Raw genomic sequence first — 24,193 nt, 5'->3', positions numbered from 1 at the left:
CGGCGCCGCGCAATCCACCGGACCGCTGCCCGAATTCCTGCGCGGCCCGTTCGCCGAGGCGATGGGGACCAGCCTCTACCTACCGGCGGCCGCGCTGGTCGTCGGTTTCGTAGTCGTGCAGTTCCTCGTCATGCCGAGTCGAGTGCTTCGTGAGTGACCGCGAAAGTGCCTGTGTCACTGGGTGACAATCTGCAACTGATCGGTATGCGGATCGGCTGTCGCTGTTGTCGCCGGGGCCGCGACCACATCCGTGATGATGCGCTTGTACGCCTCGGCGTATTCGCATCCGAGGCGTTTGCCGTACCCGCGCATGCGGTCGATCACCCATCGGACGTCCGCGCGCGGATCCGGGGATCCGCGAAATTGACTACGGTGCGCGAGAATTGCCGTCACTTTGCGCTCTGCGGTGCGATCGACGTCGACCAGGAGGTCGGTGTGCTCGTAGCCCGGTACCCAGACCTCGGCTACTCGGTGGGCGGGCAGTCCCTCGGCGAGCAGTTCCGGGAAGGCCCGGGGATTGCGCGCGCAGGGATAGACGGCGCTGAGTGCGGCCTCCCCGACCGCCATGTGGTCCGGATGTGATGCGCCGATCGGGAACTGCAGCGACCGCAGCGGTTGATGGGTGAGGACGAGGTCGGGGCGGTGCCGTCGGATCTCCCGGGTCAGCGCGAGCCGAAGCTCGGGAGTGTCGGCGAGTGATCCGTCGGGGAAGCCGAGGAACGAAACATCGTCGACACCCAGCACTTTCGCGGCATTTCGCTGTTCGGAGTATCGGGTCGCGATCAGTTCGTCCGCTGGTTCCGCCGGGTCCTCGCCACCCTGCGCACCGTCGCTCACGATGAGGTAGGTCACCTGCGCGCCCTCGTCCACGAGGCGGGCGGTGGTGGCCCCGAAGTTGAATTCGGCGTCGTCGGGATGTGCTGCGATCACCAGGATTCGGTCGAAACGGCGGGGGAGGGGAGTAGGACGGGAGGTCGCCGGGAACGCGGGCTTCATGGCCGAAACATACACGGGCGGAACCACTTCTGGCAGGGCAGAGCGGATCGCCGTACGCCGGGCCGCTCATCGCGTGCCGGTCACCTGACGACGATAGCGAGAACTTCGGTAACGCTACGGTCACCAAGATCGAATACCATCGCCGCGAAGGGGATTGGATCTCAGGAAGTATGGGTAGTGCGTTGACAAGCATTCGTAAGGCCATTGCGGGAGCCCAGATCGAGTTGGTCCGGCAGGTGGTCAATGTGCTGACCGTACCGTGGCGGTTGCCGCTGCCGTTCGGGCCGACGCTGGGCGATCGGGTAGCGGGTAAGACGGTGCTCATCACCGGAGCGTCCAGCGGCATCGGCCGCGCACTGGCGCTGCGGGTGGCCGACGCGGGCGCGACCGTCATCGTGACGGCCCGCCGCACAAGCGAATTGGATCAGCTGGTCGCCGAGATCGCGGAGCGGGGTGGGCAGGCATTCGCTCTCACCTCGGACCTGTCCACCGCCGAAGGTATCGACAAGCTTGCCGACGAGGTGCTGGTCGAGTTCGGTGCGCCCGACGTCCTGGTCAACAATGCGGGCCGTTCCATCTGGCGTTCGATCGCCAGTTCCGAAGACCGCCTGCACGATTTCGAACGCACCATGCGTATCAACTACTTCGGTCCGGTCGGGCTGATGCTGCGGTTGCTGCCGGAGATGCGCCGCCGTGGTTCCGGGCACATCGTTTCGAGTTCGTCCCTCGGCGTGATCACCGACGTGCCCCGGTTCTCCTCCTACCTCGGTTCCAAGGCCGCGCTGGAGGCGGTCATGCGGGTGGCGGCGGTCGAATGCCTTTCCGATGGAATCTCTTTCACGGATGTGCGCCTTCCACTGGTGGCCACCGATATGAGCGCGTCCCTGGGCTGGAGCGGTTACAAGACGCTGTCTGCCGAAGCCGCGGTGGATATGCTGGCCGACGCCATCGTGCACCGTCCCTCCCATCTGGAGAACCTGCACGGCGCGCTGTCGCTCTGGTTCAATCTGCTGCTGCCCGGTGTGGCCCGCCGCGGCCTGCACGAACTCCACCGCAGGATGCCCGACCCGGGCCTCGCGAAAGCAACTGTGCCGCAGTCGGAACCGGCCGCAGTTGCCGGCGATGCCGTAACCGTGCCCGCGCACGACTGAACTCCGATCATCGGGTGATGCGGGAACGGCCGGTCCATCACAATTTGTGATGGACCGGCCGCGTTCTGCGATGTACGAGCAGCACCGCGAATGCGGGTGCCGCGTCACCGGTTTCGGCTCAGGAGCCGGACGACCCGGTGCCCGACAGCAGGCCCGACAGCAGGCCGCTGCCGCTGCCCAGGCTCGAGGACCCGGTGGAGACCTGCAGTGTCCAGGTGCCGCAGCCACTGGTGAAGAACGCGATATCGGTCGACTGGATGGTGACGCTCGCCGACCCGTTCACGGCGCCACCGGTCTGCAGGACCGCGGTCGCGCTGGGGGTGAGTGCCGACAGTCGCGCCCAGGCGCAGGTCGTGAGGGCGGTGGTGGTGGTGTAGGTGCCGGCCTGGATATCGGTGCCGACGTTGAAGATGGAGTCGGTGCCCATACTGGTTCCGGCCGCGCTCGCGGTTCCGGTCGAGCCCAGCACGGCGATAGCGGCCAGAGCGAGCCCGCTGACCCAGAGTGACTTACGCATAAAGTGTGTCCTCATTCATGTGAAACGTAGTTGTTTCGGAGGCTAGCGGGTCGGTGCTCGTCTCGGATGCATTACCAGGAACCTCCCAGGAACAACGGCTGGTGATCACGGATTTCGTGATCACCAGCCGTTGTCCGTGCGTCGGGAATCGGTCAGGGTCGGGTGACGGTGACCAGGTTGACCAATGACTGCTGCTGGACGCCGTCGGCGGCGGCTTGGCCGAGTTCCTGGATGTAGTCGGTGAGGTAGACGCGCTCGCCGGTCCAGCCGCGGCCGCCGAACCATGCGGTGGCCTCACTGCGGGGCTCGTTGTAGATCAAGCGCACCCAGTCCCCGCCTCCGTCGCTGTCGGCCATTGCGGCGGCGGCCTCGGAGGGCAGGGGATCCATCTGCTCGATAGCGACCTGACTGCCGGACGCACTGAGCGCGTCGATGGAGTCGAACAGCTGGTCCTGTGCGGCCGGGGGCAGATAGATCAGCAGGCCCTCCACCAGCCATGCGCTGGGCTTCGTAGGGTCGAAACCATTGTCGCGCAATACTTTCGGCCAGTCCTCACGCAGGTCCACCGCCACCTCGTGGCGCTCGGCGCTCGGCTTGTGCCCCGCCTCGGCGAGGGTTTCGCGTTTGAACTCCAGCACCTGTGGCCGGTCCAGCTCGTAGACTACGGTCCCGTCGGGCCACGGCAGCCGGTACGCGCGGGCATCCAGGCCGGCCGCCAGAATGACAACTTGCCGGATGCCATCGGCCGCGGCGCTGTTCACAAAATCGTCGAAATATCGGGTGCGGGCGATTTGATGCTGCTGGAACTGAATCCCGAATTCGCGGGTCAGCAACGGATGGTCGGGCGTTCGGCCCTCGACCAGGTCGACCCACTCCTCGCCGGCCGCTCGCACGAAGATCTCGGCGAGCGGGTCGCGCGCGGGCGCATCGGGCGCGCGGCCGGCCAGAGCGCGAGCCGCCGCGACGAACAGTGCCGTGGATCCGACACCGGTATTGATATCCCAGGAATCTCCATCGGTACGCATGCCCGCCAACGTACAGATCGCGGCGCACCCCGGCATTCAAGCGCACCGGGGCTGCGAAAATCGTCCACGAATCAACCGCCACAGCGGTTTTCGCGTCGTGAAATCAGTTCTGAGCGTCGGAGCTGTTGACGGGTGCCACGCGGAGGCCGTCGAGTGTCACCGCGAGCAGGCGTTCCGCAGCCTCGGGCGTCGTTTCGCAGGCCACGCCGATCCCGTGACCGAACCTGAGCAGATCGCGGGGTTCGATATCCTTGCGGATCGCGCCCGCGTCCTGTGCTGCCTGCAGCACCGCGGAGGCTGCCCCGGTGATCGCCGTCCGGCACAGCTGGAATGTCGGTGTGTTGTGGTCCATCCCGGCCTTCAGAGTGGTGGCGAGGCTGCGATTGGCCATCACCCATTCCACCTGCGCGCGCAGCCATATCTCGAATGCCGTTATGGCCGTGTGCTGTTCGAGCAGCTCGTGAGCGCGCTGGCTCAGCTGCTCGATGCTGGAGCGGTAGACGGCCTCGATCAGCACGTCTCGATTCGGGAAGTGCCGGTACAGCGTGCCGATGCCGACGCCGGTGCGGCGCGCGATCTCTTCCAGCGGTGCATCGGGACCTAGCTCGGCGAATGCCTCCTGAGCGGCCGACACGATCCGCTCGTAGTTGCGCCGCGCATCGGCGCGCATCGGCTTTCCCGTCGGCGGTGCTTCCACGAACCCTCCACTAGAAAACGGATGGACCCTCCGGATAGACTTGCGCAAGTGGAGGAACCCTCCATATGATAGCTCTATCGCAAGCGGAGGCTACCTCCGTTTGACTTCATTCGATGGAGCACTCCTTGTCGACCACACTTTCTTCGAACAATGCTGTCGCGGACACGCTCGTCTCCGCACCGCCCGAATCTCGCAGACTTCGGTCGAACATCGTGCTGGCCACGCTGTTGACCTGCCAATTGATGATCGTCCTGGACATCACGGTGATGAATGTGGCGCTGCCTCGCATTCAGGCCGACCTGCATTTCACCGCGACCAGCCTGTCCTGGGTGATGAACGCCTACACCCTGGTCTTCGGCGGATTGCTACTGCTCGGCGGGCGCGCGGGTGACCTGTTCGGCCGCCGCAATCTCTTCATCGCCGGAGCAACCCTGTTCACCCTGGCCTCGCTCGCGGGTGGTCTCGCGCCCTCGGCCACCTGGCTGCTCATTGCGCGGGTAGTGCAGGGCATCGGTGCGGCGATGGCCGGACCCAGCACGCTCGCACTGCTGACCACCACCTTCCGTGAGCCCAAAGCCCGTATCCGCGTACTCGCCCTGTTCTCCGGAATGTCCAGTGCCGGTTTCGCTATCGGCCTCATTGTCGGTGGCCTGCTGACCGAATGGCTGAGCTGGCGGTCGGTCCTCTTCATCAATGTGCCCTTCGGCCTGGCAGTCGTGGCATTGGCGCTGCGCTATCTGCCCAGGGCCGAGCGGCAGCCCGCCCACCTGGATCTGCCCGGCGCGGTCACCGCCACCACCGGTGTGGCCGCGCTGGTCTACGGCTTCATCAGCGCCGCATCGAACGGCTGGGGCAATGCGACGACCGATATCTCCCTCGCGGCCGGCGCCGTCCTGATCGCGGCCTTCCTCATCATCGAATCGCGCACGGCCCAACCGCTGCTACCCCTGCGTTTGTTCGCCGATCGCAATCGCGCCGCCGCCTACGCGAGCATGTTCCTGGCCCCCATGGCAGGCATGTCGATGTTCTTCTTCCTCACCCAGTTCCTGCAGGACGTGCTCGGATTGAACGCTCTGGCAACAGGGTTCGCCTTCCTGCCCACCGCCCTGCTGATGTTCACCATGATCCGCACGATCCCGCGCCTGCTACCGCGCTTCGGCCCGAAGCCCTTGGCCATGGTCGGCACAGCGTCAATGGTGGCCGGACTCATCCTGCTGACCCAACTGACGGCAGACAGCGGCTACTTTCCGCTCCTGTTCGTGGCGATGCTCCTGATGGGCTTCGGTCTCGGCCTGGCGGTTTCGCCACTCAATGTGATCATCATGTCGAATGTCGAACCGCATGACGCCGGCGCCGCAGGCGGCGCCCTGCAAACCCTCCAGCAAACCGGCGCCTCCCTGGGCCTGGCCATCCTGGTAACCATCTTCGGCACCGCATCCCGCAGCGCCGGCGGCTCCGCCCAGCACGCCCTGGTCAGCGGTGTGACCACCGCCTTCGCAGCAGCCGCAGGCATTGCGACCCTGACCTTCGTCGTCGCCCTCACGTTCCGCAACCCACGTCCCGCGAACTGAATAATGGCCGGTCACCAGCGTTCTCGCGTTGACCGGCCATTTTCGTACTATGCGGCGCGGCCCTCCGGCCATGCGCTCTGAATCACATACTAACCCTATGGTCAGAAACTGACTGCATGGATAGGGTGGGTGGTGCATCAATTCGTCGTTCATTCCCCAGGAAGGAACCGAGCATGCGCAAGATCGCCGTAACTCTCATGGCCGCCGCGGTCATCACCCTCACCTCCGGAGCCATCGCACACGCCGACGCGGTGCCCGTCGACGGGGCGAATCACCCGGCCGCCGCAGGTCCGCTATGTCCCCTGGTCGCTCCGATCACCGGCTCGATAATCAACGCCATCATGCCCTTCGCGGGCGGACACGGCGGCACCCTGTTCGGTGTCATAGCCCTCCTCCCCTTCGCCATCGCGCAAGGCGAAGCCTGCGGGTATTAGGTATGACGAACATCTGGAGCGTTGGACTCGCGGAATGGAACACGCCGACGGCGTCGTCCGGGGCGTTCGACGAAGGGCTACGTGCGGGCTCTGTCCCGGGCCAAGGCGCGGTCGCGTTGTTCCTCGAAGCGGGGGATTTTGACGTGTTCCATGTCGTGGAGGAAGTGGGACAGGCGGTCGCGGGCTTGTTCGCCGCGGGCGGTGAAGTCGTTGCGGCCGAAGATGTTCCATTGGCGGACTACGGGCATGAGGACGTCTTCGAGGTGCTGGCGTAGGTCGTAGACGCCGTGTTTGGCCATGAGGACGCCGTTGCGGCGGAAGTTGGGCATGCCCGCGCCGGGCATTTGGAAGTTTTCGACGATGGTGTCGATGGCTTCCATGGCTTGGTCGGGTACCAGGTCCAGGGCTGCGCCGCACATGGTGCGGTAGAAGATCATGTGCAGGTTTTCGTCTGCGGCGATGCGCTGCAGCATGCGGTCTGCGATGGGGTCGTTGCAGACGCGGGCGGTATTGCGGTGGCTGACGCGGGTGGCCAGCTCTTGGAAGCTGACGTAGGCGACCGAGTACAGGAAGCCCGCCTGGCCCTCGAGTGCTCCGGTGGGTGCGCCGAAACCGTTTGTCATATGCGTCATTCGGTCGTTCTCCAGCGCTACCGGGTCCACGCCGCGGGTGACCACCAGGTAGTCGCGGATCACCACGCTGTGCTTGTTCTCCTCCGCGGTCCAGCGGCCGACCCAGGTGCCCCAGGCGCCGTCGCGGGAGAAGTTCTCGGAGATCTCGCGGTGATAGGAGGGCAGGTTGTCCTCGGTGAGCAGGTTGGTGATCATTGCCGCCTTGGCGACCTCACTGAGCTTGGATTGCTCAGGCGCCCAGTCGATTCCGTCCAGCATGGCGAAATTCCGGCCCTCGTCCCACGGAACGTAGTCGTGCGGATGCCAGTCCTTGGCCCGCGACAGATGCTGGTGCACGCACTCCTCGGCGGTGGGTTCGAGCTCGGACAGGATCTCTCGCTGAGTCAGCTGACGCGGCAAACCATGCTCCCGGGTCCAGGGCCCGCGCCTGATGCGCTGCGGCCGAGTCGTATCGACCAACTCACCAGGGAAAGTCCATGGCCGTTAGGGGCAAATGTCCCGACGGGCCCAACCTTGACGTAGCTCACACGGGGAGTTCGGTTCCGTCAGCGCTTGTATACCGATCGGTATACTATGCTGCTATGTGACCGTTCCCAATTTCGGAAAGGCGGGTCTCCGATGACGAAAACGGTGCTGACGGAACGTGATGGCCACACCCTGGTCATCACATTGAATCGACCCGACAAACGCAATGCCTTCGACTTCGATCTGCTTCGCGGTCTGTCGGAGGCGTACACGGAGCTGGCGAAGGATCGCGAACTGCGAGTCGGGGTGCTCAGAGCCGAGGGGAAGGACTTCACCAGCGGGCTCGATCTCGCCTCGCTGGCGCCCCGGCTGCCTCTCGAAGTGATGGCAACGGCATTGCGCCCCTTGCCGATCGAGCTGGTGAAGGGCATCGTGCCACACGGCGGCATCGATCCGTTCGGGGTCTCCACCGAGCCGTGCCCGAAACCTGTTGTCACCGCTGTGCAGGGCCGCTGCTACACCCTGGGCATCGAGCTGATGCTGTCCGCACAGGTCAATATCGCCAGTGAGTCCGCGGTTTTCACCCAGTACGAAGTCGCCCGCGGACTGTTCCCCTTCGGCGGCGGGACCGTGCGCTGGCCACAGTCGGTGGGCCTGCACAATGCTTACCGCTACCTGCTCACCGGCGACGAGTTCGACGCCGCCGAGGCCTACCGCGTCGGATTGGTCCAGCAGGTCACCTCTGACGGCGGACAGTTCGAGGCGGCGCTGGCGATGGCGCACAAGATCGGCAGGCAAGCGCCGCTCGGTGTCGCGGCCATCCTCCGGAACACCCGCACGGCCCAAACCCACGGTGCGAGAGCGGCATTGCGGCGTATTCGGCCGGAGTTGGTGCGCATCCTGTTCTCCAAGGATGTGCGCCGCGGATTCGCGGCTTTCAAGAATCGCGAGCCGGCCGAGTTCTTCGGCGACTGACAGATTGGGCAACGGTCCGGGAGTCGAGGGGTCGACTCCCGGACCGTTTCGTGTTCCGGCCACCGGCGCTGTGTACCAGCGTCCCGCTGGGCACCGTCGGGTGGTGCGCCATCCTCGCAGCAGTCTGCGTTGCTACGACGACCTGCGCATTCCCCGCACATATGCACGCTTGCGGTTCGCCGCACCGTGCCCGGAGCAGACCGGGCGGCTGGCGCCATTGCTGGCGAATCCCCGCCGGTCACAAGAAGTCTCATGGACGCGGCGGCGGACGTCGAACCGAGGGGAGTGGATGGCACGGCGCGTCGGTGAGTTGGCACAAACGGGACACCGGCTATTCGAAGATCGTGAGGAGGCGCCGACTGCGCGCGATCATTGCCGAAGCGCTCTCCTGCGGATGATGCAACCACCAATCGACCAGCGCGGTGACCGTGCCCATCCAGACCGCGGTGACCGCCGACAAATCGTCGGGGTCGGTGAGGCCGCGTCCGTCGAGGACCCGGCCCACGCCCTGCCCGGCCTGTTCGGCAATGCGCCGCCGCGCACCCTGGACGGCCTGGGCCGCGGCCCCGTCGGCAGGATGCGAGCGGTCGAAAATGACCTTCCAATCATGCGGACGCGGTTCGAGCGCGGTGAAGATGCCCGCCAGCGTGCGCTCGGCCATCTGTAGCGTCGCGGGCCCGTTGATCGCCTCATCGATCGAATCACCGAGTGCGGCCGCCGCCCGCTGCACACATGCCACGTACAACCCGTCCTTGGTGTCGAAGTAGGCGTACACCAGCGGTTTCGACACGCCTGCCCGAGTGGCTACCACTCCGAGCGACAGGCCCGCATAACCCACCCGGGCGATCTCCGCGGCCGCGACATCGAGGATCTGCGCCTCGCGCTGCGCACGCGGCACACCCTTGGTTCCCGCACCGCTCACCGCTCCCGCCTTCCGTCCGCACCTTTGACACTGGATTGAGCTCTCGGTAATTTACCAAATAGTCAATTCCTGCGCGCCGGGCTGCGGAGGCCCACGAACATCACCGAGGACGGCGTCCGATGAAGAACCCGCTGATCACCGCGTTGCTCAATCCCACACCGTCGGTCCGGGACTTCTTCGGTGCCGGCGCACCCGACCTGCACGGCACAACGGTGATCCTGACCGGCGCCTCGTCGGGAATCGGCGAATCGACCGCACAGTTGCTGGCCGCCCGCGGCGCTCGGATCCTCGCCGTCGCCCGCGACCGCGAGCGACTCGACACGGTGTGCAAGTCCATTACGGACAATGGCGGCACCGCGCACCCCATGCCCTGCGATCTGACCAGCCCCGACGAGGTGGCAGCGCTCGCCACCGCCGTGCTCGACCGCTTCGGCCCGCCCGACATCGTCATCAACAATGCCGGTCGCTCTATCCGCCGCACCGCGCTCGATGCCGCCGACCGCCCGCACGACTACGAACGCACCATGGCGGTCAATTACTTCGGCCCCGTCCGTTTGACCCTGGCCCTGCTGCCGACCCTGCGCGAGGCCGGTCGCGGCCACATCATCAATATCGGCACCTGGGGCACCACCGCCGGAGTGATGCCCAAATTCACCGCCTACCACGCCTCCAAGGCCGCGCTCTCCGCCTTCGGCCGCAGCCTCGGCGCCGAATGCCACGGCACCGGAATCGCCGTCACCACAATCGGATTCCCGCTGGTGCGCACGCCCATGATCAGCCCGACCGGCGACTACGACACCCAATCCGCGCTGACCCCGGAACAAGCCGCACAGTGGGTGCTCACCGCGATCCGCGACCGCCCCGTCGAGCTGTACCCCACCTACGCCGCCGCCCTGCGCCTGGTCTCCACCGTCTCACCGCGCCTGGCCGACGCCCTGGTCCGCGCCGCCGGCATCTGAATCCTGCTTCAGCTCAATGATTTCCGGCGGATCGGCGCGAAGGTCGGCACCGGATCCTTGCCGAGGAAATCGGTAATGAGCAGGTTGCAGAGATCCGGCTTCTCCGCGAGCACGCCGTGTGAGGTGCCGGGAACGATGGCCAGTTCGGCATCCGGCAGGCTGCGGTACAGCTCGAGGGCGTGTTCGAGTCGAACCTCGTCGTCATCCCCGACCAGAATCAGTGTCCGACTGGTGATCTGCCGCAGATCCGCAGGAGTCAGCGACGGCTCGTGCTTGTGTTCGGCGGCAATCTTGGCAACAACGGTGCCATAGTGTCCCGCGCCGTCGGGGGAGACCTCGGCGTAGGTGTCCCGCATGAAGTCCGGCGGCGTCTCATCGTGATCCAGGACGCCGTCGGCCCAGCCGTCCCGATGGAATACTCCGGCGGCGAACACCAAGCGCCGCACGAGATCCGGGCGGCGCAACGCGACGAGCAATGCGACAACCGCGCCGTCGCTGTATCCGGCCAGGAATGCCGGTCCGCCGACGACGGTCTCGAGGAAAACGATGGTGTCCTGCGCCATCAGCTCGAAGCTGATCGGCCCCTCGACGTCGGGAGTGCGCCCGTGTCCACGCCGATCCGGCGCATAGAGGTGGAACTGCTGCGAGAGCCCGTCGAAGTTCGGTGTGAAGGCGCGGGAATCGACTCCCGCGGGATGCAGCAGCACCATCGGGTCACCTTTTCCGAGCTCCTGGTGCCACATGTGCACGATGCCAGTCTGCGGAGTCGTCATCAAGACCTGCCTTTGCTGTAGCCGTGCACTGCCCCACCGATAGCTCCAATGGTGGACGGTCGGTCGATCACTGGTGTTGACGGCGGGGGTGGCGAGAACTCATCGGTGCTCGACAATAAACTAGACAAGATTCACTTCGAAATATTGGGCGTGCTGAAGAGCTGGACACGTGGCCATATTGCTGGCAAAAGTGGCGAATTATTCGAGTAGTCGCGATCTTGACCACAACGGTGTGACTGCTGTTACGCTACGCACGATTCACATACAGCAGTTTGGAGGGGCCGATGGCGGCAATGGTGGAGTGGGGCCGGACCTACTGCCGCGACCATCCCGTGCGATCGATCGAAACGTTCGGCAGGCAGCTCACCATGGGCCGCGAGGCGATTACGCAGCTGATCCTGGATCTGCTGCGCGGGCGTTTCCGTTTTCAGGAGTTCGTGCGGCAGTGCGCGTTCATGACCAGTGCCTCGGCCGCGCCGACGGTGCTGATCGCCATACCCATCGGCGTCATTCTGTCGATTCAGGTGGGCTCGCTGGTGGTTCAGGTCGGCGCGACCTCGTTCATGGGTGCGGCGAGCGGGCTGGGCATTATCAAACAGGGTGCGCCGCTGGTGACTTCACTGATGATCTCGGGTGCGGTCGGATCGGCGATCTGTGCCGACCTGGGTTCGCGGACGGTGCGCGAGGAGATCGATGCCATGCGGGTGATGGGCGTCGACCCGCTGACCAGGCTGGTCGCACCGCGCCTGCTCGCCGCCATGCTGGTGAGCGTCCTGCTGTGCGGTTTTGTGGTGTTCGTCGGATTCATTACCGGCTACGCATTCAATGTCTACGTCCAGGGCGGCACGGCGGGCTCGTTCGTGAGCACCTTCGCGGCCTTCGCGACGCCGGCCGATCTGGTTGCGGCCGTGGTGAAGTCACTCATCTTCGGCTTGATCACCGCGATCATCGCGTGTGATACCGGCCTGAATACCCGCGGCGGCCCCGGTGGCGTGGCCAATGCGGTGAATTCCGCGGTGGTCAACTCCGCGCTGCTGCTGTTCGCCACCAATGTGATTCTCACCCAGGTGTTCAACACCCTGTTCCCGCATCAGGTGGTGTGAGATGGCAGCGACCTATGTGCCGCCATTGCTGCGGCCCGTTCATGCCTTGCGTCGTGCCGCGACCGGCCCGGCGAACACGGTGCGGGCCGCCGGTCATCAAGCCTTCTTCTTCGTGCGCTGCCTCGCCGATATTCCCTTGGCGTTCAAGCACTATCGCAAGGATGTCTGGCGACTGCTTTCGGATATGACGTGGGGCAACGGCTCGCTCGTGGTCGGCGGCGGCGTGATGGGCGTGATCGTCGCGATGAATATCTTCGTCGGCATCACCCTTGGGCTGGAGGCGTATTCGCAGCTCGACCTGCTGGGAATGGGCCCGGTGACCGGTGCGATCACGGCCTTCGCCGTCACCCGGGAGATCGGCCCGATGATCGCGGTGGTGGCATTTGTCGTCCAGGGCGGCTGCCGGATCACCGCGCAGCTGGGCACCATGCGTATCTCGGAGGAGATCGACGCACTGGATTCCCTTGCGATACGCCCACTTCCGTACCTGGTGAGCACCCGGATCCTGGCCGCCTGGATCGCTATCGTACCGATGTACGTCGTCGGACTCAGCGCCGCGTACATCTCCGCCCGGTTCACGGTCGTCCTGATGGGCGGCACCTCCAGCGGCACCTACTTCCACTACTTCCATCAATTCCTGATCAGCACCGACCTGCTCTTCTCGATTCTCAAGGCGGTCATCTTCGTCACGCTGACGGTGTTCATCCAGTCCTACTACGGGTTCTTCGCGCAGGGCGGTCCCGAAGGCGTGGGCGTCGCGGCCGGCGCCGCCATCAAGGTCTGCTTCGTCGTGGTCGTGCTGGCGGATCTTCTTCTCACACTGGGCATCTGGGGCATCGACCCGGGAATCCGATTCTCGGGATAGGCGGGCACATATGATCAAGGATCCGACCGGTCGCGGTCCGTCCGGCCGGCAGTTGCTGGTCGCCGGCCTCGCGCTCATCGTGGTGATCGCCACCGCGACAACCCTTCTGCTGCTGCGCTACAGCGGCAAATTCACCAGTAGGGTGCCCGTCGTAGCGGAGCTGATGTCCACCGGCGACGGTTTGCCCGCCGGTTCGGACGTGAAGTTCCGCGGTCTGACCATCGGCCGCGTGCAGAGCTCGGAAGCCGCTGCGTCCGGCGACATTCAGCGAGTCGCGATCGACTTGAAGCCGGAGTTCGCGGGCGGCGTGCCGTCCACGGTCACCGCCCGGGTGGTGCCCGCGAATGTGTTCGCGGTGACCTCCATCGAACTGCTCGACAATGGCCCGGCCGCGCCCCTGACCTCGGGATCGGTGATCCATCAGGACCGCACCAAGGAGACCGTCGCCCTGCAGAGCGCCCTGACGACCTTCCGCAATGTGCTCACCAAACTGGAGCCGGAGAAGCTCGGGCGCATTCTGAACTCGCTGTCGGACGCCCTGAACGGCAGCGCGCGCATGCCCGGCTCGACCCTGGAACGCCTCGATCATTGGCTGACCGCCGTCGACCAGGTCGGAATCGCCTCCGATCTGCAGAATTTCACCGCAGCCGCATCGGGACTGGACCAGTCCGCACCCGCGCTCCTGGACCTGCTCAGCGAGACGGTGACCACCGCCCGCACGATCGCGGACCGTCAGGACAAACTCACCGCCCTGCTGACCACTGCGAGCGGCACCGTCGATGTGGTCAACCGCCTGTTCGCCCGCAATCCCGATACCGGTAAGGAACTGGTGGCCGGGCTCTCCGATACGTTCGGCGCGCTCGCCGCCGATCCCGAAGCCTTGCCGCAGGCGATGGCGAACTTCAGCGACACCCTCCAGAAGTACTCGACCACCTTCCATCCCGATGACAGCGGAAAGCTGAAGTGGCAGTGGAGCATCGATGTGTCGCTCACCCCGTTCCAGCAGTACACGCGCGCCGACTGCCCGCACTACGGCGAGCTGGCCGGACCCAGCTGCGGCACCGCACCCACGGTTGCCGAATCCAGTGACCTCCCAGCGGGACTGCTCCCGGGTCTGCCCGCCGATCCCGTCCACCCGGCCGCCCTGCGCGGCCCCGCCGCAGTCGCCGGTGTGCTCGGTCGCAACCCGAACGCCACCCAGCTCATCCTGCTCGGCGCGGCCCTGACCGGCGGCGCGGTCTACCCGGTCAACTCGGAAGGCGTTCCCGGACAATGAGTTACCGCAAACCGCTGATCGGTTTCAGCCTGTTCGCCCTGGTGTCCGTCCTGGTCACCTGGGTGGTCTGGTCGACGCTGCAGCGCACCATTCCCGGTGATACCGACAACTATTCGGCGACCTTCTCCGATGCCTACGGACTGCACCCCGGCGACGATGTGCGCATGGCGGGCGTGCGAGTCGGCCGGGTCCAGACCGTGGCGCTGGACAAGGACCACAATGCCCGGGTCACCTTCAAGGTGCAGCGCAATCAGGCGGTATTCACCAATACCAGAGCCATGATTCGTTACCAGAACCTGATCGGGCAGCGCTATGTCGCGCTCGCGCTGGGCAAGGGCGAGGCGAACAGACTCCCGGACAATGGCGCCATTCCGCTGCGCGCCGCGGACGGCGCCTTCCAGACCGAGCCCTCCTTCGATGTCTCGGCGCTGCTCGGTGGATTCGAGCCGCTGTTCAGCGCGCTGAAACCGGACCAGATCAACTCGCTGTCGAACACGCTGATCCTGGCGCTACAGGGCGACAATGTCTCGCTGAGCACGTTCATCAGTCAGGCGGCCGCCGTGGCCGGTGAATTCCAGCAGCGCGATCAGATCCTCGGCGATGTGATCACCAACCTGAGCAGCGTCGTCAATGGATTGGCTGCCCGCGGCGGCGAATTGGACACCCTGGTGACCCGCACCACCGATCTCGTGACCGGTCTGCACGATCAGGGCCAACTGCTGCTGCATTCGACCGAACAGGTCGCCTCCGCCGCCGGTTCGGTGGCGAGCATGCTCGGGCAGGTCCAGTCCCAGCTGCGGGACGCCCAGAACTCGTCCACCGCGGCATTCAATCTGCTGATCGCCAATGGACCGAGGCTGGACCAGGCCGCACTCGACCTGCCCATGCTCCTGCTCGGCCTGTCCCATCTCACCGAGAACGGCGCGTACGCGAATGCCTATGCCTGCGAACTGGATATCTCGCTGTACGGCGCGCTGCTGCCGCGCGGGGTGTTGCCGAACATTATGAATCTGCTGATAGGCGATCATCATTCGGAGGTCTGCCGATGAATCTGCCCCACTGGCTGCGTGCGAATACGCCACGCCGCCGTCATATCAGATCCGGTCTGCTCGGCTCGGTTGTCATTGTCGCGCTGCTTGTCGGATCCAGTACGTACAAGTCGATGGGCTTGGGGGACAAGGTCATCCACGCCGAATTCGTGCAGGCGGCCGGGCTCGAGACCGGCGATAAGGTGCGGGTCGCCGGGATCGAGGTCGGCCGGGTGGCCGGCGCCCGGATCGAAGGCGATCATGTGCTGGCGACCCTGCAGGTCGACAGCGGTCTCGCCTTCGGGCCGGACGCCAAGGCGGAGATCAAGACCTCGACGATTCTCGGCGGCACGTATATCTCGCTCGACACCGGTCACGGCAAGGGGTTGCCCGGTGGGCGAATAGCGCTGTCCAACACCGTCGTTCCGTTCAATCTGGCCAAAATCGTGCAGGATCCCGACTACCCCTCGCAATTCGATCGGCTCGAACGCATCGATACCGGCAAGGTCGCCGATGCGATCGGTGTGCTCGGTTCCCAGCTCGGTGATTCGCCGCAGCTGACCGCGACCGCGCTGGACAGCGTCGGCGCCCTCGCGAAGACGATCGATGCCCGTCGCGGTCAGGTGGATGCGCTGCTGAAGAGCCTGGATCAGGTCGCCGGAATCCTCGACGACAATCGGAACAATATCTTGCTGATCATGGTGAAGGCCGGTGCCATCGGCGACCGCGTCAATGAACGCAAACAGCTGGTCCAGGGCTTGCTCGACAATATGGCGGCACTCTCGCGCCAGTTCCAGCAGATCGGCGCCGAGAACAACGAACAGCTGGGCCCGATGCTCGGCCAGCTGGCCACCATGAGTGCGGGTCTCGAGAAGAACCGCACCCAGCTCGACCAGCTACTGCAACTCATGCCGATCACCGTGCGGCAATTCGACAATGTCTTCGGCAATGGCGATTACGGCGATGTGTGGGCGCCATGGGGGCCCATTACCGATCAGATGCTGTGTGGCGTGCCGGGAATCATCCAGGGGTGCCGATGACCGGATTACGCCGAACCATTGCGGCCGTCGCCGCCCTCTGCGCCGCGGTATCGGCGGTCGCGGGCTGCGGGGTCCTCGGGAAGCCCTTCGCCGACAAGATTCACCTGACCGCCGATTTCGCGAATATCGCCGGGGTCTACGAAGGCAATGACGTGTCCCTGCTCGGTTTGAAGATCGGCGAGATCGACAAGATCGAAGCGCATGGCACCTATGTGACCGTGTGGATGACCATAACGGCCGATACCCCGATTCCGGCCGATGCGATCGCGGCGACCATCTCGCCCTCGCTGGTGACCAACCGGCACATCGAACTGGCGCCCGCCTACTCGGGAAAGGGGCCGAAACTCGCTGACGGCGACCATATTCCGTGCGGCAGTCCGTGCGGACAGGACGGCCCGGCCCGCACCCGGACGCCGGTCGATCTCGATCGGGTGCTCGCGACGGTCGACAGCATTGCCACCTCGCTCAAGAGCAAGGGTGGAACGGAAGGTCCGCTGTCGGGCGAGGCGCTCGCACAGGTGTTGCGGGGCAATGGCGATCGGATCCGCGACACCATTGCCGCACTATCGCGATCGGTGCAGCTCGGCGTGGACAATGGTGATGCCATCTCGCGAATCATCATCCGGCTCAACGAGATAACGCAGATCATTGCCTCCAATGACCAGGCGGTCCGTGATTTCAGCGGACAGACCACGCAGTTGACCCAATTGCTCGCCGATCAGGCGCCCGGCCTGCAAGCGGTGCTCACTCAGCTCAATGATTTCCTGGCCAATACGAGCACCGTGCTCGCGCAGCATCGCGGCGAATTCGGTTCCGCCGTCTCCGGATTGACCGGCGTCACCGATCAGCTGCAGCGCAATGCCCGCAATTTGATCGAGATCGTCGATGTCACGCCACTGCTGTTCCGCAATATCGACAAGGCGGTGCTGCGGGATCCGGCCCAGTTCCGACTGCACTTCCTGGTGGACAAGTCGCTGCTCGACGGCGAGCTGCTGAGCCTGTTCTGCTCGAAGATCCAAATGCGCTCGGACGGTTGCCGGACCGGTAAGGCGGAGGATTTCGGCGCGGACTTCGGTATCACCGCGGCCCTGCTCGGATTGAGTGGTATGAAATGACCTCCCGGACAAGGCTATTGCTACCCCTGCTGATCAGCGTCACCGCCATCAGCGGCTGCGGTATCACCGTCGAAGATCTGCCGCTGCCGCGTCCCGGCGTCGGCGCGAACAGCTACAGCATTCATGCGATCTTCGGCAATGCGCTCAACCTGCCTGCCTCCGCCCATGTGAAGATCGGCGGCTCGGATGTCGGTGAGGTGACCGCGATTTCGACACGGAACTACATTGCCGATGTCGAGATGAGCATTCGCGGGGACGTCCAGGTTCCCGCCAACGCGACCGCGGAGCTCCGGCAGGCCACCCCGCTGGGTGATGTGTACGTGGCGATTTCGCTGCCCCCGCGCACACCCGATCAGCAATTGCTGCACGCGGGCGACACCATTCAGCAGCAGAACACCTCAGCCGGTGCGTCTGTCGAAGATCTGCTGCTGTCCGTCGCGACGCTGGTCAATGGCGGCGCGCTGAATCGGCTCGCGAACATCTCGACAGAACTGGATTCGATGGTCGCCGGCAGAGGTCCGGTGCTCGCCCATCTGATCACCGAAATGACCTCCGCGACTACGGCATTGAATCAGCGCTCGGATCAATTGGATGGCTTCCTCGGCGCGACCGGCGGACTGCTCGCCCAATTCAACCAGCGCAAGGCCGAGCTCAGCGCCGTCGCCGATACTGTCCCGGCCATGATCAGCGCGATCGCTGACGACAATCGGAAGATCGGCGATCTGCTCGGCAAGATCGCGACCACCGGTGCGGCCCTGGACGATTTTGCCAAGACCTCGGCCACCGACCTGAGCACCCTGCTCGACAGCACCGAGAAGCTGACCTCCAGCCTGGCCCGGATGGGCGACAATTTCGCGGGCACCCTGGACGCCCTGCACGAGGTGACGCCGAAACTGCTGACCACCATGCGAGGCAATGCCATGGCGTTCTACGGCACCGCCAACTATCTGGGCATCGGGGCGCTCTACGACCCCGGCAGCAAATTCCCCGATGGCAGCGATGCGAATGCCTTCACCGGCAGCCTGCTCGATGTCCTGCAGCGGGTCTACAACCGGGTGACAGGAGGCCAGCGATGACCGTCCTGCGAAAACTGCTGCAGCGCAAGGTGCTACTGACAAATCTCGGGCTGGTGGTCGCCCTGCTCGTGGGCGGCACCTACCTCTTCGTGGGCATGGCAGGCATCAACCCACTGCGTGACACCTACACCGTCCGAATCGAAATGACGCGTTCCGGCGGCCTGATGCGCAATAGCGATGTCACCCTGCGCGGCTTTCGCGTGGGCTCGATCAGCTCGATCACATTGACCAGCAATGGGATCGAGGCGCTCGCCCGGATCAATTCCTCGGCGCGGATTCCGTCCGGCGGGATTGTCGCCGTGCAATCGCTGTCTGCGGTGGGGGAGCAGTATCTGGACTTCCGGCCTACCACCAATGACGGTCCGTACCTCAAAGATGGTGCGCTGATCGTCTCGAAGGATGTGACGACCCCGGTTCCCATGGCCGATGTGCTGGAGAATTCGAACGCGCTGATCGCCCAGCTCGACCCGGCCTCGGATCCGACCCGGTTCCAGACCATCATCACCGAACTGGACAAGGCGCTCGGCGGCGGCCCGGATCAATTGCGCAGCTTGATATCCGGCATCAGCGCGATCACCGTCGGGATGGAGAACGTGCTGCCGCAGACCGTCGCGCTGCTGACGAATCTGCGGACCATCGCGGGCACCACCGCGCACATCCAGCCCGATCTGGCCACCCTGACCGCCAATTCGAGCACCCTGTTCCAGCAGCTGACCGCCGCCGATTCGGAGGTGCGCAAGCTGCTCGATCTCGGCCCCGGCCAGCTCGCGACCCTCGGTAGCGTGCTCAACGAAACCTCGGACCCGGTAACGAGTCTGGCGACGAACTTCCTGGCCATCGCTCGCTCGGCCAGACTCCGGACCCCGGCCATGCGGGAACTGTTTCCCGCACTGCGGGATGGGGCCGGCGCGCTCGGCCTGCCCGCCCACGAGGGTGAGTTCCACACGCTCGTCGATATCTGGCCCCGCCAGACCTGCGAGTACGAGGCCGTTCCGGTCTCACCCACCCAGCTCAATGGCAATACCGTGCGCCGGTGGAACTTCTGCGTCACCAATAACCCCGCGCTGCAGATTCGAGGTTCGGCCAACGCACCGCGCCCCGATCTGCCGGACAACGGCGCCCAGCGGCCGCCGGGTGTCGACCCGAACGAACAGTCGGTCCCGGTCGGGCCCGCGCCCCGCTGACCCCGAATCTTCCGATCAACAGTGAGAAGCAGTCAGATGACATCCAGCTCAGATTCCGCAGTACCGTCCGATACCTCAGAGGTGACTGAAACACCGGAGTCGGACGTAGTTTCACCGACCCCCGAAACATCACGACGCTGGTCGCGCCCGATACGCCTTGCCGCCCTGGCGGTATCTATCGTGGTCCCGCTTGCCGCTGCCACCTTCTTCTACACCCGCTACGACAGCAACCGGACCGTCATGGACGCCGAGGGCACAGTCCGCGGCATCGCCTGCGACTATGCGAAGACCATGACCAACTACGACTCCCAGAACATCGACAAGTACGTCCCCGCCGTATTAGACGGTGCCACAGGTGATTTCAAGACCGAGTTCGGGAAAACCAGCAGCGAGCTGAAGGACGTCATCACCGGCGCGCAGATCAAATCCGAGGCCCGTGATGCCCGCTGCGGTGTCGAGTCCGTCGATGCCACACACGCCAATGTCGTGATCGCCATGAGCATTTCGATCAGCAGCCTCGGCACCCAGGGCAAGCAGGTGCCGAGCCAGATCTCCCTGGTCGCATCCTTGGACAAGATCGACGGAAAGTGGCTGGTGAGCAAGCTCGACGCACCCGCACTGGAACCTGCCGCTGCTGCCCCCGCTCCCGCCGCTGCCGCGCCCGCTCCCGCCGCCCCAGCCCCAGCCGCCGCGCCGGGCCAGCGTTGACGGTTCTCGCTACGGGCGGCCTGATCGATTGGGATATGACCGAGCGGTCCAGGTTCGTCTTCGAAATCGTCACCTTCTCGGTCTTCAGTGCGCTCGCCGGATGGCTGACAAACTGGACCGGCGTGCTGATGCTGTTCTGGCCGGTGCTGTTTCGCGGTGTGCGGATTCCGGGACTCGCCGTCCTCTACCCATATTTCCCACGCCGTGTGCAGGTACTGCCGATCTTCTCCGGCGACGGTCAGCGGCTCGGGTTCCAGGGCTTCATCCCCGCGCGGGCCGAGAAGATGGCCAGCGTCTGTGCCGACAAGGCCCTGATGCGCATCGGTAGCCCGCACGACCTGATCGGCGAACTGGATCTCGATGGAATCGCCGACTACATAGCCGAACTCGTGCGCGCACAGGTGCGGCCGATGGTCGACGAGATGATGGACGGCGAGAATCGGGACCTGTGGCGCAATGTCCCGCAGCCGATGAAACAGCTGGTCTACGAGCGGGTGGAACGTGAGCTTCCGGCGCTGTGCCGCAGCGCTTTCGGCACGCTGGGCGGCAGCGTTGACCAGCTGATCGACGTCAAGAGCTTCGTCATCCGCTATCTCCGCGAAAACCCGGCCATCCTGAAGGATCTCACCACCACCGTCGCGGCCCCGGAGTTACGGTTCATGGTCCGGATCGGCCTGCTGGGCGCACCGTTCGGCCTGCTGCTCGCGCTGTATATGCGTGTGCACCAGAGCATTCCGGTGATCGGCGCGATCCCGGCCTGGATCATCATCCTGCTGGCCGCCGCGAGCATCGGCGTCGCGGTCAATGTCATCGCGATCAAGATGGTGTTCGAACCGGGTGATCCGCAGCCGTGGTACCGGTACCTGTGGCGACAGGCCCTGCTGGCGAAGCGGCAGCCGCAGGCCGCGGCCGATCTCGCACACATCCTGGCCTACCGGGTGCTGACGCTGGAGAACCTCTCGGAAGAGCTGCTGGACGGGCCGAACGGTGACAAGACGCGTCGATTGCTCGGCTATGTCGTCACCGCCGAGATCCAGCATCAGCTCGGACCGACCCGGTCGATAGTGCAGGCGGCCCTCGGCGCCCGCCGCTTCGACCGCCTGAATTCCGCGGCGGTCGACGCCGCGGTGGCGCTGGCTCCCAGCCTCATCGCCGATGAGGGGTTCATGCGGGAGCAAGCGAGGAAGATCGACGAATTCGCCGCGCGCAAGCTCCGATTGCTCACTCCGGGTGAGTTCATGGAGATGTTCTACGCCTCGGTCGAACAGGATGCGTGGCTGCTGTACCTGCACGGCGCCCTGCTGGGCCTGGTGGTCGGCGCGACCCACCTCCTGCTCTTCGGCTGGTGAGCGCGGTTATCGAGCCAGGTCGCGTCCGATGATCTCCTTCATGATCTCCGTGGTGCCCGCGTAGATCGTCTGCACGCGGGTGTCGGTGTAGGCGCGGCCCACCGGGTATTCGGACATGTAGCCGTACCCGCCGTGCAGCTGCAGACAGCGATCGACGATGCGTTTCTGCAGTTCGCTGGTGTACCACTTGCCCTTCGCCGCATCGACCGGCGTCAGCTTGCCCGCGTTGTACGCGCGGACGGATTTATCGACATAGGCCTCGGTGATATCAAGTTCCGTAGCCATTTCGGCGAGTTCGAATCGCACGTGCTGGTTGTCTCCGATCGGCTTGCCGAATGCCGTTCGGGTGAAACAGTATTCACGCGTCACCTCGAAGATGGCGCGCGAGAGCGCAATAGCCCCCGCGCTGATCCCGAGTCGTTCCCTGGGCAGGTGGCTCATGAGATTCTGCAGGCCGCGTCCGATGCCGCCGAGCACATTGGCGCTGGGCACCCGCACATTGTCGAAGAACAGTTCCGCGGTGTCCTGGCCGGGCAGCCCGATCTTCGCGAGCTTGCGACCGCGCTCGAAGCCGGGCATATCCCGCTCGACCACGAACAGTGTGAAGGCCCCGGTACCGCCGGCCGGATCGGTGCGGGCCGCGACGATCACCACGTCGGCCATGATGCCGCTGGAGATGAAGGTCTTCTGCCCGTTGAGGATCCAGTCGTCGCCGTCCTGCCTGGCCTCGGTCCGGATCCCTTGCAGATCGCTGCCCGCCCCCGGCTCGGTCATGGCGAGCGCCCCGATGAGCTCGCCGGCGGCGAAGCCGGGCAGCCAGCGCTGCTTCTGCTCCTCGGTCGTCAGATCGAGCAGATAGTGCAGCACCAGATCGTCCTGTAGCGCCAGCGTCAGCGCGAAGGATAGTGCGTGCGCGCGAGATACCTCCTCGCACACGACCATTCGATACCGATAGTCGAGTTCGCCTGCGCCTCCGTACTGTTCGGGAATCTGCAATGCGTAGACCCCGGCCTTGGCGGCCGCCGCGAACACGCTGCGATCGATCCAGCGTTCCTCGTCCCAGCGCTCGCGGTGGGGAATCACCTCGCGAGTCAGGAACTCGCGCACCGTCTGCCGATAGAGTTCATGGTCCTCGGTGTAGAAGTCGCGGTCCATGGCTCAGAGCCGTTCGATAATGGTGACATTTGCCTGTCCGCCGCCCTCGCACATGGTCTGCAGGCCGTAGCGCCCGCCGGTGCGTTCGAGTTCGTGCAGCAGGGTGATCATGAGCCGGGTGCCGGAGGCGCCGAGCGGATGTCCGAGGGCGATGGCGCCGCCGTTCACATTGACCTTCGCCGGATCGGCCTTCAGTTCGTGCAGCCAGGCCAGGACCACGGAGGCGAATGCCTCATTGATCTCGGTGAGGTCGATATCAGCCATGGTCATGCCGGTTTTGGCGAGTGCGCGCCGGGTCGCGGGGATGGGAGCGGTCAGTAGGTTCACCGGATCCGCGCCCAGCACCGACAGATGATGGATGCGAGCGCGCGGGGTGAACCCGTGCGCCTTGACCGCAGCTTCGGAGGCGATCAGCATGGCCGAGGACGCATCGGAGATCTGGCTGGAGACCGCGGCGGTGACCCGCCCGCCGGGTACCAGCGTCGGCAGCGCCGCCATCTTCTCCAGCGTCGTGTCGGGGCGTGGGCCCTCGTCCTGCGTCACCCCGTCGAAGGCGGCGATCTCGCGATCGAACCGCCCTTCTTCGCGCGCCCGCACGGCACGCGAATGGCTCTCCAGCGCGAAGCGCTCCATGTCTTCGCGCGAGATGCCCCACTGCGCGGCAATCGTTTCCGCGCTGTGGAACTGGGAGACTTCGGCATTGCCGTACCGCGCTGCCCAGCCCTTGGATCCGGTCCACGGATCGGTCGCGCCGAACGGCTCGCCCGCGGTGAACGAACTGAGGATGGGGAACTGGGTCATCTTCTGCACGCCGCCGGCGATGATCAGATCAGAAGTACCGCTCATGACGGCCTGCGCCGCGAAATGCACTGCCTGCTGCGAGGATCCGCACTGCCGGTCGATGGTGACACCGGGAACGGTCTCCGGCAGTCCGGCGGCGAGCGCGGCGGTGCGCGCGATATCGCCCGCCTGCGAACCGATGGCGTCCAGGCACCCGTAGATCACATCGTCGATGGCGGCCGGATCGAAGTCGCCGCGCTCGACCAGCTCCCGGATGACATGCGCGCCGAGGTCGGCGGGATGGGTGTCGGTGAAGCCGCCCCTGCGGCGGCCGACCGGGGTGCGGACGGCGTCGACAATGTATGCCTCGGGCATGGTGTTCCTCCGGTAATGGTGG

24 protein-coding genes are annotated in these 24,193 nt (G+C 65.1%); 15 read left to right on the top strand and 9 right to left on the bottom strand.

Annotated elements, in window-relative coordinates; translation table 11 throughout:
* Nucleotides 1–174 precede the first annotated feature (174 nt).
* On the bottom strand, nt 175–996 hold the full coding sequence (locus JWN03_RS39820; protein ID WP_297626779.1) for a PIG-L deacetylase family protein: 822 nt from the start codon (nt 994–996) through the stop codon (nt 175–177).
* 182 nt (nt 997–1,178) lie between these two features.
* Here JWN03_RS39820 and JWN03_RS39815 point away from each other — a divergent pair, with 182 nt between their 5' ends.
* Nucleotides 1,179–2,147: an SDR family NAD(P)-dependent oxidoreductase gene (locus JWN03_RS39815; RefSeq protein WP_297626776.1), complete on the top strand. Its 969-nt coding sequence runs from the start codon at nt 1,179–1,181 to the stop codon at nt 2,145–2,147.
* 118 nt (nt 2,148–2,265) lie between these two features.
* Here the strand turns inward: JWN03_RS39815 and JWN03_RS39810 are convergent, their stop codons facing one another.
* The 3 genes from JWN03_RS39810 to JWN03_RS39800 all read right to left on the bottom strand — a co-directional run bounded on the left by JWN03_RS39810 (nt 2,266) and on the right by JWN03_RS39800 (nt 4,386).
* A complete protein-coding gene (locus JWN03_RS39810) occupies nt 2,266–2,664 on the bottom strand; it encodes a hypothetical protein (protein WP_297626773.1) in 399 nt (132 codons plus the stop codon).
* 152 nt (nt 2,665–2,816) lie between these two features.
* The gene (locus JWN03_RS39805; RefSeq protein WP_297626771.1) at nt 2,817–3,689 is read right to left on the bottom strand and encodes an SAM-dependent methyltransferase; all 873 of its coding nucleotides are present in this window, start codon (nt 3,687–3,689) and stop codon (nt 2,817–2,819) included.
* Nucleotides 3,690–3,792: 103 nt separating this feature from the next.
* Nucleotides 3,793–4,386 (bottom strand): TetR/AcrR family transcriptional regulator, encoded by a 594-nt coding sequence (locus tag JWN03_RS39800; RefSeq protein ID WP_297626768.1) that lies wholly within the window; start codon nt 4,384–4,386, stop codon nt 3,793–3,795.
* Between the two features lie 125 nt (nt 4,387–4,511).
* Between JWN03_RS39800 and JWN03_RS39795 the strand changes: the two genes are divergently transcribed.
* Together JWN03_RS39795 and JWN03_RS39790 are read left to right on the top strand one after the other, a co-directional pair.
* Nucleotides 4,512–5,957: an MFS transporter gene (locus JWN03_RS39795; protein WP_297626765.1), complete on the top strand. Its 1,446-nt coding sequence runs from the start codon at nt 4,512–4,514 to the stop codon at nt 5,955–5,957.
* 173 nt (nt 5,958–6,130) lie between these two features.
* Nucleotides 6,131–6,391 (top strand): hypothetical protein, encoded by a 261-nt coding sequence (locus JWN03_RS39790; RefSeq protein ID WP_297626762.1) that lies wholly within the window; start codon nt 6,131–6,133, stop codon nt 6,389–6,391.
* A 77-nt stretch (nt 6,392–6,468) separates the two neighbouring features.
* Here the strand turns inward: JWN03_RS39790 and JWN03_RS39785 are convergent, their stop codons facing one another.
* Nucleotides 6,469–7,422: an acyl-ACP desaturase gene (locus JWN03_RS39785; protein ID WP_297626759.1), complete on the bottom strand. Its 954-nt coding sequence runs from the start codon at nt 7,420–7,422 to the stop codon at nt 6,469–6,471.
* 219 nt (nt 7,423–7,641) lie between these two features.
* Here JWN03_RS39785 and JWN03_RS39780 point away from each other — a divergent pair, with 219 nt between their 5' ends.
* Nucleotides 7,642–8,463 carry a crotonase/enoyl-CoA hydratase family protein gene (locus JWN03_RS39780; RefSeq protein ID WP_297626756.1) on the top strand — a complete coding sequence of 274 codons (822 nt, stop codon included), beginning with the start codon at nt 7,642–7,644 and terminating at the stop codon, nt 8,461–8,463.
* 331 nt (nt 8,464–8,794) lie between these two features.
* Here JWN03_RS39780 and JWN03_RS39775 read toward each other — a convergent pair whose 3' ends face one another.
* The gene (locus JWN03_RS39775) at nt 8,795–9,385 is read right to left on the bottom strand and encodes a TetR/AcrR family transcriptional regulator (protein WP_297626753.1); all 591 of its coding nucleotides are present in this window, start codon (nt 9,383–9,385) and stop codon (nt 8,795–8,797) included.
* 119 nt (nt 9,386–9,504) lie between these two features.
* Between JWN03_RS39775 and JWN03_RS39770 the strand changes: the two genes are divergently transcribed.
* On the top strand, nt 9,505–10,344 hold the full coding sequence (locus JWN03_RS39770) for an SDR family NAD(P)-dependent oxidoreductase (RefSeq protein WP_297626751.1): 840 nt from the start codon (nt 9,505–9,507) through the stop codon (nt 10,342–10,344).
* 8 nt (nt 10,345–10,352) lie between these two features.
* Here the strand turns inward: JWN03_RS39770 and JWN03_RS39765 are convergent, their stop codons facing one another.
* Nucleotides 10,353–11,117, bottom strand: a complete 765-nt coding sequence (locus tag JWN03_RS39765) for an alpha/beta fold hydrolase (RefSeq protein WP_297626749.1) — start codon at nt 11,115–11,117, stop codon at nt 10,353–10,355.
* A 284-nt stretch (nt 11,118–11,401) separates the two neighbouring features.
* Between JWN03_RS39765 and JWN03_RS39760 the strand changes: the two genes are divergently transcribed.
* From JWN03_RS39760 to JWN03_RS39715, 10 genes are all read left to right on the top strand, one after another.
* Nucleotides 11,402–12,220: an MlaE family ABC transporter permease gene (locus JWN03_RS39760; RefSeq protein ID WP_297626747.1), complete on the top strand. Its 819-nt coding sequence runs from the start codon at nt 11,402–11,404 to the stop codon at nt 12,218–12,220.
* A gap of 1 nt (nt 12,221) precedes the next feature.
* Entirely contained in the window at nt 12,222–13,085 is an 864-nt protein-coding gene (locus JWN03_RS39755; RefSeq protein ID WP_297626745.1) for an ABC transporter permease, read from the top strand.
* Nucleotides 13,086–13,095: 10 nt separating this feature from the next.
* Nucleotides 13,096–14,361 (top strand): MlaD family protein, encoded by a 1,266-nt coding sequence (locus JWN03_RS39750; protein ID WP_297626742.1) that lies wholly within the window; start codon nt 13,096–13,098, stop codon nt 14,359–14,361.
* Nucleotides 14,358–15,410 (top strand): MCE family protein, encoded by a 1,053-nt coding sequence (locus JWN03_RS39745; RefSeq protein WP_297626740.1) that lies wholly within the window; start codon nt 14,358–14,360, stop codon nt 15,408–15,410. The genes JWN03_RS39750 and JWN03_RS39745 overlap by 4 nt, the downstream gene beginning before the upstream one ends.
* Nucleotides 15,407–16,429 carry an MCE family protein gene (locus JWN03_RS39740; RefSeq protein ID WP_297626739.1) on the top strand — a complete coding sequence of 341 codons (1,023 nt, stop codon included), beginning with the start codon at nt 15,407–15,409 and terminating at the stop codon, nt 16,427–16,429. The genes JWN03_RS39745 and JWN03_RS39740 overlap by 4 nt, the downstream gene beginning before the upstream one ends.
* Complete coding sequence (locus tag JWN03_RS39735; protein WP_297626737.1) at nt 16,426–17,544, top strand: MCE family protein; 1,119 nt, start codon at nt 16,426–16,428, stop codon at nt 17,542–17,544. Before JWN03_RS39740 ends, JWN03_RS39735 begins: the two co-directional genes overlap by 4 nt.
* Nucleotides 17,541–18,620 carry an MCE family protein gene (locus tag JWN03_RS39730; RefSeq protein ID WP_297626736.1) on the top strand — a complete coding sequence of 360 codons (1,080 nt, stop codon included), beginning with the start codon at nt 17,541–17,543 and terminating at the stop codon, nt 18,618–18,620. Before JWN03_RS39735 ends, JWN03_RS39730 begins: the two co-directional genes overlap by 4 nt.
* The gene (locus tag JWN03_RS39725) at nt 18,617–19,804 is read left to right on the top strand and encodes an MlaD family protein (protein ID WP_297626734.1); all 1,188 of its coding nucleotides are present in this window, start codon (nt 18,617–18,619) and stop codon (nt 19,802–19,804) included. Before JWN03_RS39730 ends, JWN03_RS39725 begins: the two co-directional genes overlap by 4 nt.
* A gap of 81 nt (nt 19,805–19,885) precedes the next feature.
* Entirely contained in the window at nt 19,886–20,512 is a 627-nt protein-coding gene (locus JWN03_RS39720; RefSeq protein WP_297626731.1) for a hypothetical protein, read from the top strand.
* 35 nt (nt 20,513–20,547) lie between these two features.
* Nucleotides 20,548–21,861, top strand: coding sequence for a hypothetical protein (locus JWN03_RS39715; protein WP_297626729.1), 1,314 nt, complete (start codon nt 20,548–20,550; stop codon nt 21,859–21,861).
* 6 nt (nt 21,862–21,867) lie between these two features.
* Here JWN03_RS39715 and JWN03_RS39710 read toward each other — a convergent pair whose 3' ends face one another.
* Nucleotides 21,868–23,016: an acyl-CoA dehydrogenase family protein gene (locus JWN03_RS39710; protein WP_297626726.1), complete on the bottom strand. Its 1,149-nt coding sequence runs from the start codon at nt 23,014–23,016 to the stop codon at nt 21,868–21,870.
* A 3-nt stretch (nt 23,017–23,019) separates the two neighbouring features.
* On the bottom strand, nt 23,020–24,171 hold the full coding sequence (locus JWN03_RS39705; RefSeq protein ID WP_297626724.1) for an acetyl-CoA C-acetyltransferase: 1,152 nt from the start codon (nt 24,169–24,171) through the stop codon (nt 23,020–23,022).
* Between the last annotated feature and the right edge of the window lie 22 nt (nt 24,172–24,193).

The organism is Nocardia sp. (assembly GCF_025465275.1).
In the GTDB taxonomy this organism is placed as follows: Bacteria; Actinomycetota; Actinomycetes; order Mycobacteriales; family Mycobacteriaceae; genus Nocardia.
The sequence above is the reverse complement of the archived record's forward strand: the minus strand, read 5'-3'. Positions and strand labels throughout refer to the sequence as shown.

Excerpts from the sequence above, each read along its gene's own strand:
- JWN03_RS39760 (WP_297626747.1), top strand. The coding sequence starts at position 11,402 with ATGGCGGCAATGGTGGAGTGGGGCCGGACCTACTGCCGCGACCATCCC.
- JWN03_RS39765 (WP_297626749.1), bottom strand. The coding sequence starts at position 11,117 with ATGACGACTCCGCAGACTGGCATCGTGCACATGTGGCACCAGGAGCTC.
- JWN03_RS39790 (WP_297626762.1), top strand. The coding sequence starts at position 6,131 with ATGCGCAAGATCGCCGTAACTCTCATGGCCGCCGCGGTCATCACCCTC.
- JWN03_RS39725 (WP_297626734.1), top strand. The coding sequence starts at position 18,617 with ATGACCGTCCTGCGAAAACTGCTGCAGCGCAAGGTGCTACTGACAAAT.
- JWN03_RS39810 (WP_297626773.1), bottom strand. The coding sequence starts at position 2,664 with ATGCGTAAGTCACTCTGGGTCAGCGGGCTCGCTCTGGCCGCTATCGCC.
- JWN03_RS39710 (WP_297626726.1), bottom strand. The coding sequence starts at position 23,016 with ATGGACCGCGACTTCTACACCGAGGACCATGAACTCTATCGGCAGACG.
- JWN03_RS39820 (WP_297626779.1), bottom strand. The coding sequence starts at position 996 with ATGAAGCCCGCGTTCCCGGCGACCTCCCGTCCTACTCCCCTCCCCCGC.
- JWN03_RS39805 (WP_297626771.1), bottom strand. The coding sequence starts at position 3,689 with ATGCGTACCGATGGAGATTCCTGGGATATCAATACCGGTGTCGGATCC.
- JWN03_RS39740 (WP_297626739.1), top strand. The coding sequence starts at position 15,407 with ATGAATCTGCCCCACTGGCTGCGTGCGAATACGCCACGCCGCCGTCAT.
- JWN03_RS39745 (WP_297626740.1), top strand. The coding sequence starts at position 14,358 with ATGAGTTACCGCAAACCGCTGATCGGTTTCAGCCTGTTCGCCCTGGTG.
- JWN03_RS39770 (WP_297626751.1), top strand. The coding sequence starts at position 9,505 with ATGAAGAACCCGCTGATCACCGCGTTGCTCAATCCCACACCGTCGGTC.
- JWN03_RS39735 (WP_297626737.1), top strand. The coding sequence starts at position 16,426 with ATGACCGGATTACGCCGAACCATTGCGGCCGTCGCCGCCCTCTGCGCC.
- JWN03_RS39715 (WP_297626729.1), top strand. The coding sequence starts at position 20,548 with ATGACCGAGCGGTCCAGGTTCGTCTTCGAAATCGTCACCTTCTCGGTC.
- JWN03_RS39750 (WP_297626742.1), top strand. The coding sequence starts at position 13,096 with ATGATCAAGGATCCGACCGGTCGCGGTCCGTCCGGCCGGCAGTTGCTG.
- JWN03_RS39705 (WP_297626724.1), bottom strand. The coding sequence starts at position 24,171 with ATGCCCGAGGCATACATTGTCGACGCCGTCCGCACCCCGGTCGGCCGC.
- JWN03_RS39755 (WP_297626745.1), top strand. The coding sequence starts at position 12,222 with ATGGCAGCGACCTATGTGCCGCCATTGCTGCGGCCCGTTCATGCCTTG.
- JWN03_RS39780 (WP_297626756.1), top strand. The coding sequence starts at position 7,642 with ATGACGAAAACGGTGCTGACGGAACGTGATGGCCACACCCTGGTCATC.
- JWN03_RS39730 (WP_297626736.1), top strand. The coding sequence starts at position 17,541 with ATGACCTCCCGGACAAGGCTATTGCTACCCCTGCTGATCAGCGTCACC.